Origin of the sequence: Lactobacillus sp. W8172, assembly GCF_016102055.1 — a bacterium.
GTDB lineage: Bacteria > Bacillota > Bacilli > Lactobacillales > Lactobacillaceae > Lactobacillus > Lactobacillus apis_A.
On record NZ_JACFPG010000003.1, the window covers coordinates 129,095 to 145,949 of the forward strand.

Sequence of the window (16,855 nt, forward strand, 5' to 3'; positions counted from 1 at the left end):
TTTTTAGATTGAGAGTTTGTATTATGACAAAAGATAAAGCAAGAACTAAGTACCAAAAGGTAATGCTAGACTTACGCGAAAAGATACTTACAGGTATATATCCAGTTGATACAAAATTGCCTAGTGAAGAGCAACTAAAAGAGATATATGGTGTAAGTAGAATTACTATTAGAGAAGCAGTCAATGGATTAGTTGCTGATGGAATCGTGGAAAAAGTTCAAGGAAAAGGAAGCTTTGTTAGAGAATTACATCATGTTAAACGTCTACTAAAAAGTAATTCCATTGAAAGTTTTTCAAAAACTGCAGTAAAAAATGGTTTCAAGCCTAAAATGAAAGTTTTGAAACTTGAAAAAGTAAAAACTGATGCAGAACTACGTAAGAGCTTAAAATGTGATAACGAGTACGCTATTCATTCAGTTCGGATTTGTTATTTAGATAATGATCCAACAGTTATAGAAAGTAACTATTACCCGCTTCCACGATTTGAGGGGCTAACAAATTATGATTTAAGTGAATCTTTATATAAGACTTTTAAAGATCATTATGAAATAGATAATCTAGAAGATTCAGAAAGTATTTTACGTGTTGTGTTGGCTAATAAAGAGCAAGCTAGGCTACTACAACGATCCGTAGGATTTCCATTATTCTATTTACGAAACCAAGTTTTTGATAAAAACAAACAGGTAGTTCAAGTGGGTACAGAGTACATAGCTACTGATCGTTATGAATTTATGGTTTAAGATTATTTAGTCGATTAGTCTAGGATAAAAAAAGCAGATAGGAGTAGAATTCCTATCTGCTTTTTTAATAGGTTTTTCTAGATATAAATAATTAATCTATAAAGTTATAACAAAAAAGCGTTGACATTTATTTATGAAAGCGTGTACAATCAAAATGTAAAAAATATAACAACATATGATGTTATAAGTTGATGATTGGAGAAAAAATGGAAAATAAAGCAATTGTAAAAAATATCATGAAGCACAACAATGGAAAAATTAGCAACATTTACTTTACAGCTTGCGGTGGTTCGTTGGTAGATATGTATCCTTCATACTATTTCCTACAATCTGAAGCAGAAAAGGTATCTACAGGCTGGTATACAGCAAATGAGTTCGTTCATGTTACACCAAAAAAGATAGGCCCACACTCGATTGTTTTTGTTTGTTCACATAGTGGGAACACTCCTGAAGCTGTTGAAGCAGCTAAAATTGCGCAAGAAAAGGGTGCATTTACAATTGGATTAACTTTTAACCCAAAAGCCGAATTATTGAAGTATTCAGATGAAAAGATAATTTATGAATGGGGAAATGAAGATGAAGTTGTAAATAATCCAATGGCTATAATGCTTGATATCACTTCTCAAACTCTAGCTGAATTAGAAGGCTATGGTAAATTGTCTGAATTTGCAGATGGATTTAAGAGAATAGATACAATAGTTACAAATGCGTTGGCTCAGGTACAAGATCGCACAAAAGAATTTGCAAAGAAATATCAAAATGAACCAATGTTTTACATTTTAGGCAGTGGGGCTTCATTTGGTCATACATATGGCTTTGCCATTTGCAGTTTAATGGAAATGCAATGGCTTGATGCTTCTCCAATTCATTCTGGTGAATACTTCCATGGACCTTTTGAAGTGACAGATAAGGATAAGCCTTATATTGTAATGGAAAGTATAGGAAGAACTCGTCCATTAGACGAAAGAGCAATCAAATTCTTGAAGAAGTATGGTAATAAGATAGAGATAGTCGATGCAAAAGAATTAGGTTTAGATCTTATTGATAGTAGTGTTGCTGAATACTTCAACCCTATTTTATTCTATTCAGTTTTGTGTGAGTATCGTGCAAAACTTGCTGATCTCCGCAATCATTCCTTAGATGTAAGAAGATATATGGGTAAGGTTGAATATTAAAAAAATAAAACGATCGCTTTAGAACCATTATAAATTGAGCAATTAATGATTGGTTTGTGTTATGTATCTAGTATTTTGAAATGTCAAATTAGCAAATAAGAATAAGATTTAGCGATCGCTGTAAATATGGAAGTTACCGATACGAAAGGAGTAACTGAAAATTATGATAAAACTTTTTCGAGTGGATCATCGACTACTTCATGGACAGGTTGCAGTTTCTTGGTATGGAGCAGTGAGTGCAGATTGTATCTTAATTGCTAATGATGATGTTCCCAAAGACCCTATTAGAAAAGCATCGATTAAAATGGCAAAACCTTCTGGTAGTAAGTTGGTAATGCAAAGTATTGAGCGTAGTATTGAATCTTTGAATAGTGGAATAACAGATAAATACAAATTAATGATTATAGTTGAAAGCATTAATGATGCATTTAGAATCATAAGTAAAATGAATCATAAACCTGAAACTCTTAATTTGGGAGGCACAAAAGAAACCAGTAAAACTAGGATTTTAGCTCCATCTATTAATGTAAGTGCAGAAGATGAAAAACAATTAAATAAACTTATTATGCAAGGCGTTAAAGTTGAAGTGCAACAAGTGTCGACTTCGCCTATAAAAGTAGTTAAAGAAAATGATCTTTCTACGGAATAGAGGGAGAAAAAATGCTTGTAAAAACACTTTTAATTGGATTAGTAGCTTTGATTGGTTATAGTGAATACTTTCTAACTGGAGCATCCATGATATTTCGGCCAATTGCTTTAGCACCATTAGTAGGTGTAGTTTTAGGTAATGTGCCAGAGGCAATTAAAATTGGCGCAGCAATGGAACTAGCATATATTGGTGTTGTTGAAGTTGGTATTTCTACCCCGCAAGATATGGTGTCTGCTTCTGTTTTAGGGACGACTTTTGCATTATCTACAGGAAAAGGAATCTCAGCAGCTCTAACGTTTGGATTACCATTATCTATGTTAGTGTTGATTGTACAAAATGTTATGTATATTTTTGTAGCACCGATGTATGTTAACAAAATGGATGAATATGCTGAAAAAGCTGAAGATCGAAAATTAAGTTTAATGGCCTTTTGGGGTGGTACTGCTGTTAACTTTCTGCCATCAGTTCTGTTTATTATGTTGGCCTATTACTTTGGAACAGGATTTTCTAAGGAGATAATTAGTATTATTCCCGAATTTGTTCAAGAAGGTTTGGTTGTTGCTAGTGGATTGTTACCTGCTTTTGGATTTGCCCTACTAATTCAACAGATGCTCCGTAAAGATATTGTTCCATACATGATTCTTGGATTTGCTTTAACTGCTTATTTGAAAATTCCGATTATCGGAATTGCAATTTTTGGCTTAGTCATCGTTATGGTTTTGTACTATAACGAAAAGAATATAAACCAACAAATGGAATTAGTTAAGAAGGGAGTAGTGGAAGATGATGAAAACTTCTAATAAAGAGATGCGTAAGGCTCTATGGTCAACATTTTGGCGATCATTTGCAGCTAATGCTCCTTGGGAATTAACACGTCAAGAAGCTACTGGATATGCTTTTAGTATGGTTCCGTCGCTACGGGTAATTTATAAAGACGATAAAAATGGTAAAGCACAAGCTCTACAAAGACATATGCAATTTTTTAATATTACTAATGTCTTGTTACCGTTAGTTCTTGGAACATCTATTGCTATGGAGGAAGAGAATAAAGCAAATCCTGATTTTGATCCTGATATTATTAACAACGTTAAGGTAAGTCTCATGGGGCCTTTATCGGCAATTGGAGACTCAATGTTTTTAACAACATGGAGAGTCATTTGTATGGGTATTGCTTTGGCTCTGTGTCAAGCAGGAAATATTTTGGGACCTATTTTATTTATGGCCTCATATAACATCGTAACTATTGCTGTAAGATGGTTTGGTTTGAAAATTGGTTATGAACAAGGCACCAAATTTATTCAACGAGTGAGTGATTCAAATATAATTCAAAATATTTCTAATAAAGCAGCTATTTTGGGAATGATGGTTGTAGGTGCAATGATTCCAAGCTATGTGGTTGTTAATTCACCAATAAAAATTGGTACAGGAAAATCAGCAGTTTCTTTAGTCAGTACGTTAAACCAAATTGTGCCATCAATGCTGCCTTTAGTGGCTACTTTGATAGTTTTATGGATGATTAGAAAGAAATGGAAGGTTTCCTGGATTTTAGTTGCTATAGTTGCTTTCAGTATCTTTGGTACATGGTTACATATTTTATCAGCATAAATGAAATTGGGAGGTTGTATTTGACGGATTTAGTTTTACTTAGTCATGGTTCATTTTGTAAGGGTATTAAAGAAAGTGCTGAGATGATTCTTGGCCCACAAAAAAATATACATACAATTGACCTAAAAGAGGGTGAGAGTCCCGAACATTTTCAAAAACGTTTTTTAAATTTAGTTAGTAGTCTAGAAAGTTTTGTTGTATTTACTGATATTCTTGGGGGAACTCCATATAATGTTGCTTATAAATCACTGCTTTCTGCAAAAAATAAATTTGCACTTTACACTGGAATGAATTTACCAATGATAATTAGTTATGTTAATGGAGAGCTTGTTTCAACTACACCTAATCTTACTCAAGATGCTAAAGAAGGTATAAAGTTTGTTGAAGCAAAGTATGAAAATTCTTCAGATGATGAGTTTTAATTAAAAAGTGAAAAGTCCCAAGAGCATGGATGCTTTTGGGACTTTTTTATTTATGTTTGTGAAAAATTAGCTACCTTTCCTAATATTTTGCTATATGCAATCATCTAGAAGAATGAGGCAAAGGTTTCTTATTAAGTAAAACCAAGGTATAATAATACTGATGTACTATACATTAATTTAGGAAGGATCTTACATGAAAGATTTTTTACGTAAGCTTGAATTTCCTGCTTTTATTAAAGATTCGCGCTTAACGGCCGCGGTTGTGATTATCCTCGCCTTGTCTTTTTTGGGCAGTATCGTGGCAATGATCATGAATCCGCTGTTTGGACTGGCGATGGTAGTGATTTTTATCCTAACTGTTGTCTGCATCGTTTATGGCGCTTATATCCTTGCTGGTAATGCTAATAACTTTGCTGTCAGTTTGTCCTATCGAATTAAGCGTAGTGAACAAGAGGCAATGATTAAAATGCCGCTTGGAATTTTGCTTTATGACAAAGACAGGCAGATTCAGTGGGTAAATCCCTATTTACAGCTTTATTTAAAAGATGATGACTTAATTGGACATACGATTAAGTCGGTTGATCCAGATTTAGACAAATTAATCGATGATTCTTTAAAAGCCAAAACTGCAGAAAACCAAGTTGTTAATTGGGATAATCACCAATTTGAAATGGTTGTTCAAGACAATCTTGGGGTTATTTATTTATTAGACATAACACGCTACGCCAAAATTGAGCAAAAATATAATAACGAATTGCTGGCAGTTGGACAGATTTTTATTGATAACTACGATGAATTAAGTGAAACGATGCATGATCAAGAGCTGACAACCACAAGCTCTTATGTGCAAAATACACTAAGTGATTATGCTAAAAAATATCATGCCTACCTCAAGCGAATTGATGAAGATCATTTCTTGCTTTTACTACATACGCAGGATTTGACGCAAATGGAACAAGACAAGTTTTCAGTTCTTGACAAATTGCGCTTAGAAACTAGTCGTAACAATACCCCGTTGACCTTATCAATCGGGATTGCTTATGGTAGTAGCTTAATAACCGAGCTAGCCGATCAGGCACAGTCAAACCTTGATTTAGCTCTTGGCCGTGGTGGTGACCAGGTAGTTTTGAGTCAGCCAGGTAGTGCCGCTAAATTCTATGGTGGCAAGTCAAATCCAATGGAGAAGCGGACTAGGGTCAGAGCACGGATGGTTTCCCAGGCAATTAGTGAGCTTTTCAAGGAGGCTGATCGGGTTTTCGTTGTGGGACATGCTAACCCAGATATGGACTCTGTTGGTAGTGGAATCGGCGTTGTTAAAATTGCGCGTCTACATGATGTCAAAGCTAATTTTGTTCTAGATGTTAATAAAACTAATTATGATGTGGGTCGGCTAGTTGCCAAAATGCAACAAACCCAAGATGATCAAGAAATGTTTATTTCACCAGAAACAGCCTTAGAAAGCCTGACCGACAAATCTATGCTAGTTATGGTTGATCACTCAAAATACTCAATTACATATTCAAAAGAGCTATATGATCGCTTAAGGAACCGGATTATTGTTATTGATCACCACCGTCGCGGCGAAGAATTTCCTGAAAATCCAATGTTAACTTATGTTGAGCCGTATGCTTCATCTGCCTGTGAACTGGTCACTGAAATGGTAGAATACCAACAGCCTAATTCCGGCCAGCGAGTATTGACTGATATTGAAGCAACTGCAATGCTTGCGGGAATTACGGTTGATTCACGTGAATTTTCGCTACGTACAGGTACAAGAACCTTTGATGCTGCGAGTTATTTACGCTCAATTGGAGCTAGTTCAGTTGGTGTAAGTGAATTATTGAAAGAAGACATTGATAGTTTCTTGCAGCGGACACGGCTAGTCAGCAGTCTAAAAATGATTGGACCAAAAATGGCTGTTTTGTGCGGGGATGATAACAAAATTGTTGATCCAATCATTACGGCACAAGCAGCTGATACTGCATTAGACTTAGAAAATGTTGAAGCTAGTTTTGCGATAACTCGCCGTGCCAAAGACATGATTGGTATTTCTGCACGTTCAATGGGCGACATTAATGTACAAGTAATCATGGAAAAATTAGGTGGCGGGGGACACTTGTCCAATGCGGCAACACAAATTAAAAATGTCACTGTACAAGAAGCACTTGAAAAGTTACTCGGTGCAGTTGATACTTATGAGAAAGAAAATGAATAAAGGAGAGCAGAAAAATGAAAGTTATTTTTACTAAAGACGTCAAAGGCCGTGGAAAACGCGGAGAAGTTAAAGATGTTCCAGATGGCTATGCTCAAAACTTTTTATTAAAGCGCGGCTTAGCTAAGGCAGCTAATAAAGCCAATATGCATACTTTAGAACGCGTTGAAGCCAATGAAAAAGCTGCTTACGAAAGTGAAAAGGCTGAAGCTGAAAAGGTTAAGGCTGTTCTTGATAAAGACGAAACTGTCGTTAATTTTAAGTCAAAAGCTGGTGCTGATTCACGTTTATTCGGTTCAATTTCTAGCAAGAAAATTGTTGAAGGCTTAGAACAACAATTTGGTGTTAAGGTCGACAAACGCAAATTAGTCCTTCCTGAGCCGATTAAAACTTTAGGCTACACAAATGTACCCGTTAAACTTTTTAAAGGCGTAGAAGGCAAAATTCGCGTTCACATCACAGAACAAGACTAAAGCACTCGTTAAATTAATTAAAGAAGTGGTCATGATTAATGGATAATATTGTCTCACAACAAATACCGCATGATGATGAAGCTGAAAAAGCTGTTTTAGGTGCAATTTTTATTGATCCTGATGCAATTGCGGATGCAAGCTCTGAAGTTCAGCCGAATGATTTTTATAAAAAAGCAAATCAGCTAATCTTTCAGGCAATGCTGGATCTTTCGGATCGCGGTGATGCAATTGATCCGTTAACCTTGCAGGATGAATTAACAAAGAAAAATCAACTAGATGATATTGGTGGGATTGCTTATGTTTCAGAACTAGCAATTGCAACCCCAACAGCAGCACACGTTAGCTACTATGCCAAAATTGTGCATCGAAAGGCCCTCTTGCGGCGCTTGATTTCTGCCAGTCAAAAGATTATTTCTAACGCAATGCAGGATTCGGATGATGTCACTGATATTTTAGATGACGCTGAAAGCGAGATTATGAATGTCTCTTCCGAAAACAACGCAAATGGTTTTCGGGAAATCAAGGACATTGTTAATGCTGCAATTGAGGAAATTAATAATATTCCTGAAGATGGGTCGATGGTTACGGGCTTGCCCACAGGCTTTATTGAGCTAGATAAAATGACAACAGGTTTTCACGCTGATGAGCTAATTATTCTTGCCGCTCGGCCGGGTGTTGGTAAAACTGCTTTTGCAATGAACGTGGCACAATACGTCGGCCTTCATACTGATAAAACGGTTGCCGTCTTTTCACTAGAAATGAGCGGCGAACAGCTGGTACAGAGAATGCTTGCTTCAGAAGGATTGATTAATTCGCAGCACCTGAGAACGGGGCAGCTTGATGAAGAAGAATGGCGCAAGTTAATTGTTGCTTCTGGTTCACTGGCTAATGCCAGCATCTACATTGACGATACACCCGGAATTAAGATGAGTGAAATTAGGGCACAAGCACGCCGTCTTGCCAAAGAAAAAGGAAATCTTGGCTTAATTGTAATTGACTACTTACAGTTAATTGAAGGACCGCGTAGTGAATCGCGTCAACAAGAAGTTTCTGCAATTTCACGTCAATTGAAAAAATTGGCTAAAGAATTGCACGTTCCTGTAATTGCACTATCGCAATTATCACGTTCTGTTGAACAGCGTCAGGATAAAAGGCCTGTTTTATCAGATATTCGTGAATCTGGATCTATTGAGCAGGATGCCGATATTGTTTCATTTTTATACCGGGATGATTATTACCGAGAAGAAAATGAGGAAGGCAGTAGTGAAGATCATGAAGAAGTCGGAGCCGAGGATGACAATGGTGAAGTTGAAGTAATCATTGAGAAAAACCGGTCAGGTAGTCGTGGCACGATTAAATTGATGTTCTCCAAGCCTTATAATCGCTTTTCCAACTTGGATTATAGTCATGATCAACCGGGATAGTATTGAATAATATAAGCCATGAACTATTCATCAATAGTTCATGGCTTTTTTGTTAGCAAAAAATAAAGCTTATTGTGTGACTTTAAACAGCGAAGCTTGTACTATGAAGGTGTAAATAGTTAATTAGCAATAATTTTTTGTGAAAGGATCGATAATTATGGCTGACAAAGGTTTAAAAGATAAAGTTGCTGGTAAAGCTAAAGAACTTAAGGGCAAGATGCAACAAGCAGCAGGCGACGTTAAGGATAAGGCACAAGAAGCAACTGACAACGTCAAGGATAAAGTTGATGACGTTAAAGAAAATATGAAAAAATAACTGAATAAAAAAGATGACTGGAAGTTATTAACTTCCAGCCATCTTTTTGCGTTACACATGAAACAATTTGCTAACGCAGTTTCTTTTTTATTTCATCTGGTAATTCTAAATTGGGCTCATCTGAGTCATAAAACTCGTAGAATACAGGTGCTTTACTTGAATCATTACTTTTAGGATAAAGTTCATAATTACTAGTTAAAAGTGGCAGATTAACACTATCTTTAAATGAATTCCAAATATTAGTAAAAATTTGGGTAATTAGTTTACGCTCTTCTGGTTCTAAAGTCATGAAAACGCGGCTAAGGCGATAAGTTCCAACCAATTTGTTATTGGTTAATTGGTGTAATTCCTCAATATCTGAGTTCTCAAATGCTTCAAACAGATCGGAAAAGGTTTCGTTGCGCTTTTCGTCTGGAATTGAATTGTTGAAGTTAATTAAGGCATGGCGGATGACGCGGCTGCTAGCTGTTAAGCCATCAGCGAGAGTAAAACTATCGCGGCCGACTGACCAACGTCTTGGATCATGTTGATTACGCATTGCTGCAGTACTTTTTACGACGAGAGTTCGCTCTGGATGATCTAGCATTGCCCCAAAAATCGATCCTTGGGGGATGTAAGTTTTCATCTTAGGCATTGCACGTACAAAACCTGGAGTGGTATAAACCTTGCGGAAAAAGCCAGGACCGTCAAAGCTAAATGCCGAAATTACACGATCTTGAATTTCTGGAGTAACGGCACTTAGTGCATACTGGGCAAAATTGCCTCCTTTTGAGTGACCAATAAGATAAATCTGTTTATCTGGAAACTTTTCGGCAATTTCTTCAAGATATTTGGCTGCAACTCCTTGACCGTAAATCTCGGATAAGTAGTTCATGCGCATATCTTCGTTCCAGCCAATCATTGAACCGTCGGTTCCACGAAAGGCAATAGCAACTGAAGTATCATCAATGAGAAATGTGGCAGCATTAAATTGTAACGGATAAGGTGCTTTTTCTAATCTATCTGTCCAATCCAGAATTTTCATTCCACCAATTCGTGGACTATCAGGCAGGAGAATAATTTCAGCTGCAGTTTCGGAGTGCATCTGATGTTGAAAAGAGGGCAGCGCACGCAGTTTTGTTGCCACATCAGATAATGTATGCCCGACAGCAGAAGCGTCTGCGGGAAGGTAAACTATGGATGCCAGCAGTGCAGCATCGATACTATTAAAGCGGCGTTCTTTATAACTGAGGTCACCACGCCAGCGTAAGTAATCAAGAGATCCAGACATGAAAATACCCCTTTCTAGAACTTGAAATTTGTAATTAAGTATTATTGTAGTTGATTTAGTTTTTTAGTACAAAAAAATAAGCAGCCAGCAAGCCGCTACTACTTATTTTTTAAGACATTACTTGCCTAAGCTAGTGTAGCTAATACGTTTAATGTCAGGATATTTGCGTAATGCCATAATAATGTTATTTTCATCAATATTATTGTTGATAATGCCATCAACGAAGAAAATTATTTTTTCGTCGCTAACGTATAAAATTTTAACTGACACATTTTCAACATGATTGGCCGATAATTCTTTTTCGATTGTCTTCAAAATGCCATGTTTGTTGACCGCTTCGATTTGAATGTTGAAGCGAATATGCATGATGATTTTATTAATTATAGTGTCATCATGGAAAATCATTTGAACTATGAAGAGAATCGCGGTAGCAATAATGCCCAAAAAGTATAACCCAGAGCCAATCGCCATGCCAATTGCGGCTGTTGCCCAAACACCTGCAGCCGTTGTCAAACCGGAAATCTGACTTTTCTTAACTAAAATAGTTCCTGCCCCAATAAATGAAATACCGGAAACTATTTGTGCAGCTATACGAGAAGCATCATATTCCATCCCGGAAATTTTCATCAAGTCAGCAAACCCATATTTAGAAAGAATCATAAATAACGCAGAAGAAAAAGCTACTACAATGTGGGTTCTGACTCCTGCACTTTTTCTTTGGATTGCTCGTTCGTAGCCGATTAAAGCACCACATAAGGAAGCTATTACTAGGCGTAATATCCAAGGCAGTTGAGCGCTAATCGGTGATATATCTACCATCATCTCACTCCTTTGAAAAAAACAATAGTTAATATTATACACTTAAAAAGTGTTAAATGAGAGGTGTTTTTTGGTAAAGTATAGAAAATTAAGTTTGAGATATTTATTAAAAAATATTTACTTTTACTTTTTATGTGCTATAACTATTAGCAACATTTAGTAATACTGAAAGTATAAAGAATTTAATCCTATAGTTGGATTGAGATTGTCAGTTACTAATAAACATAACGGAGAAAATAAGATGATGGAACAACTTACAGGTGTTGTAGGAATCTTGCTTGGGATTTGGGAAATATATGCTGTTTATAAGGCTTTTAAGGATACTAAGCAGCGAGGAAATAAAAATACTTCTACCTTTCTACCATTGGCTCTATGGAGCGGAGTGGTTTTAGCTTTAGTTTTTATAGGGATTGGCATAGCACTAGTCATGAAGGTGTATTAGGCGAATCATTGAGCGCCAAACTCATTCTTAAGATTAATTAGTGCAGAAGCAACTATTGCAACAAGCGCTTTTTGCTTTTTGCGCTTTTTTCTTGCCAAAATTTTGCATGATATCTTACATTCTGTTACTACTGAGCAAAAAGAATGTGGTAAGGTATAGAAAATCGTAAAAAGTACTTGCGCAAACCAAGCTAATATGTTTTAATAAATATCGTTGTCGAGTTGACAATGCTGACTTAGCTCAGTTGGCAGAGCACGTCACTAGTAATGATGAGGTCGGAGGTTCGAATCCTCTAGTCAGCATTCAGAAGAATCATTTAAAGTAATTAGCCTTGATTTATCAGCATTTTAAGCAGATAAGTTAAGGTTAATTTTTTTGCGTAAAACAGGATAATGTACACGCTACGAAAATACATTTTTGCCCCTGTTTCGTACAAAAATTCTTAAGCAGACCTTGGGGTTGATATAATGGGATTTGTAACAACTTTTTCGTGTGCTTGAATAATTTTTTAAAGATAATTCTATGAGAAAAAGAGAGCAGTTAACAGATTACTTCTGAATTATAATTTGTTTGTATTTGGCTATTTTTCATGTTAATTGAGAATAAGAATTACTAAGAAGATATGGACATGCGTAAGATTTAGGTGTCAATAAATAAACAGACTAGAACTAGGATTTTGTAATAACTTTATATGTCTCTGGGAGAAAATCGTAATTAGTGTCATCAAATGGCCCATCTAAAATTTTGATTTTTGCAGTTAAATTATGTACATCTAAGTCAAATACACGGTAAATTTTGTAGTTAATAGGATTATTTTTTGCTACTAATTTTTCGTTATAAGACATATAAAAACCATCAACATTCGGGCCCGTTGTGGTTTTAACCTCTATCAGTTCTTTTTCATTCTGCTTATTGTAAGCGATAATATCATATCCCAAGCCATCGCCAATTGTTTTGGACACATGCTGGGGTAAGTTTGTTTTATCTTTTCCAGCTTTTTCTGTTAAAAGACTTAAAACTATTAATTCCCCAAGTTGACCACATTTTGCTTTATTTCTTTGAGCTTTTTTAAAATCCACATTTTTAACTACCCTTGTTGATTTAGGTCTCTTTGCTGCTTTCTTACCATCCGCAACTGTGGTTATCTTAAACGGTGTATTAAATATATTGTCATTTAAAGCAACAGTCTCGCTTTCATTTTTGAAGAATTTACATTCCTTATCTTTAATTAATTGGTAAAAATCGTTTTGGGTAATTTCGTTTATACCATATTGATTCCAAAAATTTTTCTAGCTTTTTTTGCCAGTACGGTCTGTTCTTCTTTCTTTCTTTTCCCAAGTCATCTCTTCAATAGAAGAATCACCTTGTTTAATTGGTTGAACTATTTCAAAACCACTTACAATACCTGCAACTTTATCTCCATGTTCATCTGCTTCCGAAATCTGATCTATTATTCCACCACCATATAATTCGAATTTTTTATCATCTGAAATGCGTTGGGGCTTTCTATAGAGGAATATAGTATTTTCTTTAAGTTTATTATTACGTTTTACATTATAAGTATAACGTACATAGTCTTCATCTTTTTGATCATATTCGGGACCATTTGAGTCTAAAATAAAGTAACTTTGGATAGAATATTTATAAATCACGTCTTCTATATGGTGCATATAAACCGCCTCAATCGATGTAAAAACTTAACATAAGCCATTAATATAATGATATATTAAATGTACTCTGCTAGTCAATTTAACACAAAGATATAAGTTATGGTTCTTACAAGTAAAATAAAGTTAACTATGAACTCAGCGATATTTAGCTTTTAGATGAGTAATCCAATAATTTTTCATTTTGCAAAACATAATATTATTATGTCTATCAGTTTTGTACCTTGATGTAAGCTGGCAGTTTTTTATATTAAAAATGAAACGCGTTTCATAAAAATATTGACTTTTTGAAACAAAATGCTAATATTTATTTGTAAGCGATTGCAGATTGGTGCAATTATAAATAAATAGTAGGAGTGAATAAAATGTCGGAGAAAAAAGAGAATAACTTTCTCAACGAGAAGCTAATTCCACTTTTTAATAAAATATCAAGTGCTAGGCACATGGTCGCATTAAGAGACGGAATGACTGCAGCTGTACCAATGATCATCATTGGTTCAATCTTTATGATTATTGGTCAGTTTCCAGTAAAGGGCTATTTAGACTTTATGGCCCATATTTTTGGCCCTAATTGGTCAACTGTTGTGCAATATGTGACAAATGCCTCGTTTAATATTATGGGTTTAATAGCCGTAGCTGGTATTTCCTATAGTTTAGCGAAAAGCTACCAAAGCATTGATGCATTTTCAGCAATGATCGTTGCAATAGGTGCATTTATTTTAACGATTCCAATGCAAATTGGAAAAGACGGCGGACTATTAATTCCGTTAAAACAGTTTGACTCATCTGGTCTTTTCACAGCCCTACTGGTTGGTTTGTTTGTGACTGATTTGTATGTTTGGTTAATGCACAAGAATTTGGTTTTCAAGATGCCAGATACAGTTCCACCAGCTGTAAGCAATTCATTTGCGGCACTGGTTCCGGGTGCAATTTCTTTATTTGTAGTTTGGCTAATTAGAATTGGTGTTGAAGCAACGCCAATGAAGAGCATCCCAAACGTAATTACTTTCTTCCTACAGGACCCAATGAGCAAGGTAACCAATAGTTTAGGTGGTGCAATTGTTATTGAGCTAGTGGTATGTACGCTTTGGTTCTTCGGCATTCATGGTGCCAATGCAATTTCTGGTATTATCGATCCGATTATGTATGCAGCGCTGGCTGCTAATGCTTCAGCACTTAAAGCTCATCAGGCTATTCCAAACATTGTTACCAAAACTTTCTTTGATAACTTTGTTAGAATTGGAGGCTGTGGTGCTACATTAGGCTTTGTTATCTTGATGACCTTCTTTGCTAAAGACAAAGAAATGAAGGCACTAGGTAAACTTGCTATTGGTCCGTCAATTTTTAATATCAATGAGCCAATTGTCTTTGGAACACCTATTGTATTAAACTATCGGATTATTATTCCATTTATTCTAGCTCCAATTGCCAACATTATTGCAACATACACTGCAATGAAGCTAGGCTGGGTTGCTAAAACAATCGGAATCTATCCTCCTTGGACAACACCAGCAATTTTATCCGGTATTCTATCCACGGGGCACATCTCAGGTGGTATAATGCAATTATTTAATATTGTTATGGATACATTAATTTACTATGGTTTCTTCAGAAGCATGGATCGTGCTAAATTAAAAGAAGAGCAAGAAACAGCAAAGCAATAGTATTAGGTAGGAGTAGAAGTGCAGACAAGGCAGAAGCTAACAGCAACGCAGCTAAAAATATATAATTATATTGTTGCGAATAAAAAACAAATAACAGAGATAACTCTGCGTGAGTTAGCAAGTATATTAGGTGTTTCACCGGCTTCTGTTGTCCGTACGTTAGAAGCACTGGGCTATCAGCATTACTATGATTTGCAAAACGAAATTAAAGAAGAGCTGAACAGAAATAAAGTGGTTGATGATATCACTTACCAGGCACAATATTACTTTTCGCAAGCTTTTTTAGCAGATTACGATAAAAAAATTGTTACTTTTCAAGAAATTGCTAGAAAAACGACAGATTTCGTCTTTTTTGGAATTGGTTCTTCTGGTGACTTATGTGATTATGGTGCGCGTCAATTTGTTAATAATGGGCGTAACGCATTTTCGATTGATGATCCATACTACCCGGTTGAATTAAGCCGAGATCGTTTTAAAAACAAGACTGTAATAGTTTTATCAGTCAGCGGTGAGGGTCAACCAACAATTGACCAAGTAAAAAGTTTTAAGCAAGAAGGTGCAACAATTGTCAGCATCACTAATAATGAAGATAATACCATTGCAGGCTTATCGGATTTGAACTTTGCGTATCACTTAGAATTCAAAATAATCGGTGAAACAATCAACTTAACATCACAAGTTCCAGTTGTTTATCTACTTGAACGATTGTCGCGTGCACTGCGGGTTGATAAGTAACAAATTTTATTGCAGGACTAATTCCAGCCTTATTGCAGGAATTGGTCCTTTTGCATTTTTCCAGTTCTTAACTACTTTTAGCTATATTTTGGCCAAGAGGTGTCATCACAATACATAAAGGTTATATGCCAAGTTGGGTAAGGCTAAAATCGGCTATAGCAAGATCTATTGCTTCACAAAACATAGCAATTGCTATAATAATAGTTATTAATAATTTTTAGCTATTAAAAGGGATAATAAAGATGAATAAAGCAAAAATTTTAGTGACTGGCATTATTCCAGAAGCAGGATTAACAGAATTAAAAGAAAATTTTGAAGTGATTCATGCGCCTGAACATGAGACCAGAAAATGGGTTTTAGCACACTTATCTGAATACGAAGGCTTAATACTCATTGGGATGAAAGGCGACCGAGGGCTAATAGATGCGGGAACTAACCTAAAAATCATTACAGCTAGTGGTGTAGGATATGACCACATTGATATTGATTATGCTAAGCAAAAGGGAATTGTTGTTGCGAATTGCCCTAAGAGTGTTCTGGTTCCAACTGCTGAAATGACGTTTGCCCTATTATTAGCAACTGTAAGGCGATTGCATTTTTATGATAAAAATATTCGTCAAGGAAAATGGGTCAATGTTTCTAAACCAGAAAATATGGGAACAGGACTTCAAGGAAAAACACTTGGTATTTATGGTATGGGGCGAATTGGTTCTGAAGTTGCTAAATATGCTCAGGTATTTGGGATGAAAGTTATTTATCATAACAGACATCAATTAGCGTCTGAGGTTGAAAAAGCGGAGCATGTTAGCTACGTCGACTTTGATACGCTAGTTAAAACATCAGATGTTATTACACTCCATGCGCCAGCTTTACCTTCAACAACTGGCGTCTTTAATTCGAAAGTGTTTAAGCAAATGAAAAAGACTGCTTATATTATTAATGCTGCGCGTGGACAATTAATTAACCAAGATGATTTGATATCAGCGCTAAAAAATGGAGAGATAGCTGGAGCCGGACTAGATGTTTATGAAACTGAACCACATGTTCCGCAAGCTTTATGTGAATTAGACAACGTGATTTTAGCTCCTCATGCAGGTACTGGAACTTTAGAGGCTAGAACGGAAACAGCTAAAGAAGCATCTAGAAATCTTATTTCTTATTTGTGTGACCACAAAGCTTTGAATCAAGTTAATGAATAAACAAGATCATGAAAAAAAGCCAAGTAATAACTTGGCTTTTTTC

The 16,855-nt window shown here is 35.7% G+C and carries 18 protein-coding genes and 1 tRNA gene; 15 read left to right on the top strand and 4 right to left on the bottom strand.

Annotation, left to right across the window (positions count from 1 at the left end):
• Positions 1-23 precede the first annotated feature (23 nt).
• From H3R21_RS05390 to H3R21_RS05435, 10 genes are all read left to right on the top strand, one after another.
• Positions 24-740, top strand: coding sequence for a GntR family transcriptional regulator (locus tag H3R21_RS05390; RefSeq protein ID WP_046305700.1), 717 nt, complete (start codon positions 24-26; stop codon positions 738-740).
• A gap of 206 nt (positions 741-946) precedes the next feature.
• On the top strand, positions 947-1,915 hold the full coding sequence (locus tag H3R21_RS05395; RefSeq protein WP_198183600.1) for an SIS domain-containing protein: 969 nt from the start codon (positions 947-949) through the stop codon (positions 1,913-1,915).
• A gap of 163 nt (positions 1,916-2,078) precedes the next feature.
• Complete coding sequence (locus H3R21_RS05400) at positions 2,079-2,564, top strand: PTS sugar transporter subunit IIB (protein ID WP_046305704.1); 486 nt, start codon at positions 2,079-2,081, stop codon at positions 2,562-2,564.
• 11 nt (positions 2,565-2,575) lie between these two features.
• Positions 2,576-3,364, top strand: a complete 789-nt coding sequence (locus tag H3R21_RS05405; protein WP_198183602.1) for a PTS sugar transporter subunit IIC — start codon at positions 2,576-2,578, stop codon at positions 3,362-3,364.
• Positions 3,348-4,169, top strand: coding sequence for a PTS system mannose/fructose/sorbose family transporter subunit IID (locus H3R21_RS05410; RefSeq protein ID WP_052726706.1), 822 nt, complete (start codon positions 3,348-3,350; stop codon positions 4,167-4,169). The genes H3R21_RS05405 and H3R21_RS05410 overlap by 17 nt, the downstream gene beginning before the upstream one ends.
• Before the next feature lie 20 nt (positions 4,170-4,189).
• The gene (locus tag H3R21_RS05415; RefSeq protein WP_052726708.1) at positions 4,190-4,591 is read left to right on the top strand and encodes a PTS sugar transporter subunit IIA; all 402 of its coding nucleotides are present in this window, start codon (positions 4,190-4,192) and stop codon (positions 4,589-4,591) included.
• Positions 4,592-4,784: 193 nt separating this feature from the next.
• The gene (locus H3R21_RS05420; protein WP_198183604.1) at positions 4,785-6,806 is read left to right on the top strand and encodes a DHH family phosphoesterase; all 2,022 of its coding nucleotides are present in this window, start codon (positions 4,785-4,787) and stop codon (positions 6,804-6,806) included.
• Between the two features lie 14 nt (positions 6,807-6,820).
• Positions 6,821-7,276, top strand: coding sequence for a 50S ribosomal protein L9 (rplI, locus tag H3R21_RS05425; protein ID WP_046305720.1), 456 nt, complete (start codon positions 6,821-6,823; stop codon positions 7,274-7,276).
• Positions 7,277-7,314: 38 nt separating this feature from the next.
• Complete coding sequence (gene dnaB, locus H3R21_RS05430) at positions 7,315-8,700, top strand: replicative DNA helicase (protein ID WP_198183606.1); 1,386 nt, start codon at positions 7,315-7,317, stop codon at positions 8,698-8,700.
• A gap of 157 nt (positions 8,701-8,857) precedes the next feature.
• A complete protein-coding gene (locus tag H3R21_RS05435) occupies positions 8,858-9,016 on the top strand; it encodes a YtxH domain-containing protein (RefSeq protein WP_101138738.1) in 159 nt (52 codons plus the stop codon).
• Positions 9,017-9,086: 70 nt separating this feature from the next.
• Here the strand turns inward: H3R21_RS05435 and H3R21_RS05440 are convergent, their stop codons facing one another.
• Both H3R21_RS05440 and H3R21_RS05445 read right to left on the bottom strand, forming a co-directional pair.
• Entirely contained in the window at positions 9,087-10,286 is a 1,200-nt protein-coding gene (locus H3R21_RS05440) for a DUF2974 domain-containing protein (RefSeq protein WP_198183608.1), read from the bottom strand.
• A gap of 117 nt (positions 10,287-10,403) precedes the next feature.
• Positions 10,404-11,105: an MgtC/SapB family protein gene (locus H3R21_RS05445; RefSeq protein ID WP_046305725.1), complete on the bottom strand. Its 702-nt coding sequence runs from the start codon at positions 11,103-11,105 to the stop codon at positions 10,404-10,406.
• Between the two features lie 241 nt (positions 11,106-11,346).
• Here H3R21_RS05445 and H3R21_RS05450 point away from each other — a divergent pair, with 241 nt between their 5' ends.
• Both H3R21_RS05450 and H3R21_RS05455 read left to right on the top strand, forming a co-directional pair.
• Positions 11,347-11,547 carry an immunity protein gene (locus H3R21_RS05450; protein ID WP_198183610.1) on the top strand — a complete coding sequence of 67 codons (201 nt, stop codon included), beginning with the start codon at positions 11,347-11,349 and terminating at the stop codon, positions 11,545-11,547.
• A gap of 229 nt (positions 11,548-11,776) precedes the next feature.
• A tRNA-Thr gene (locus H3R21_RS05455) sits at positions 11,777-11,849 on the top strand.
• 366 nt (positions 11,850-12,215) lie between these two features.
• Here the strand turns inward: H3R21_RS05455 and H3R21_RS05460 are convergent.
• Complete coding sequence (locus tag H3R21_RS05460; RefSeq protein WP_198183612.1) at positions 12,216-12,626, bottom strand: DUF3883 domain-containing protein; 411 nt, start codon at positions 12,624-12,626, stop codon at positions 12,216-12,218.
• A 210-nt stretch (positions 12,627-12,836) separates the two neighbouring features.
• Complete coding sequence (locus H3R21_RS05465) at positions 12,837-13,217, bottom strand: hypothetical protein (protein ID WP_198183614.1); 381 nt, start codon at positions 13,215-13,217, stop codon at positions 12,837-12,839.
• Positions 13,218-13,579: 362 nt separating this feature from the next.
• Between H3R21_RS05465 and celB the strand changes: the two genes are divergently transcribed.
• The 3 genes from celB (at position 13,580) to H3R21_RS05480 (ending at position 16,812) form a co-directional block, all read left to right on the top strand.
• Positions 13,580-14,878: a PTS cellobiose transporter subunit IIC gene (gene celB / locus H3R21_RS05470; RefSeq protein WP_198183616.1), complete on the top strand. Its 1,299-nt coding sequence runs from the start codon at positions 13,580-13,582 to the stop codon at positions 14,876-14,878.
• An 18-nt stretch (positions 14,879-14,896) separates the two neighbouring features.
• Positions 14,897-15,613: a MurR/RpiR family transcriptional regulator gene (locus tag H3R21_RS05475; protein ID WP_198183618.1), complete on the top strand. Its 717-nt coding sequence runs from the start codon at positions 14,897-14,899 to the stop codon at positions 15,611-15,613.
• Positions 15,614-15,855: 242 nt separating this feature from the next.
• Positions 15,856-16,812, top strand: coding sequence for an NAD(P)-dependent oxidoreductase (locus tag H3R21_RS05480; RefSeq protein ID WP_198183620.1), 957 nt, complete (start codon positions 15,856-15,858; stop codon positions 16,810-16,812).
• Positions 16,813-16,855 lie beyond the last annotated feature (43 nt).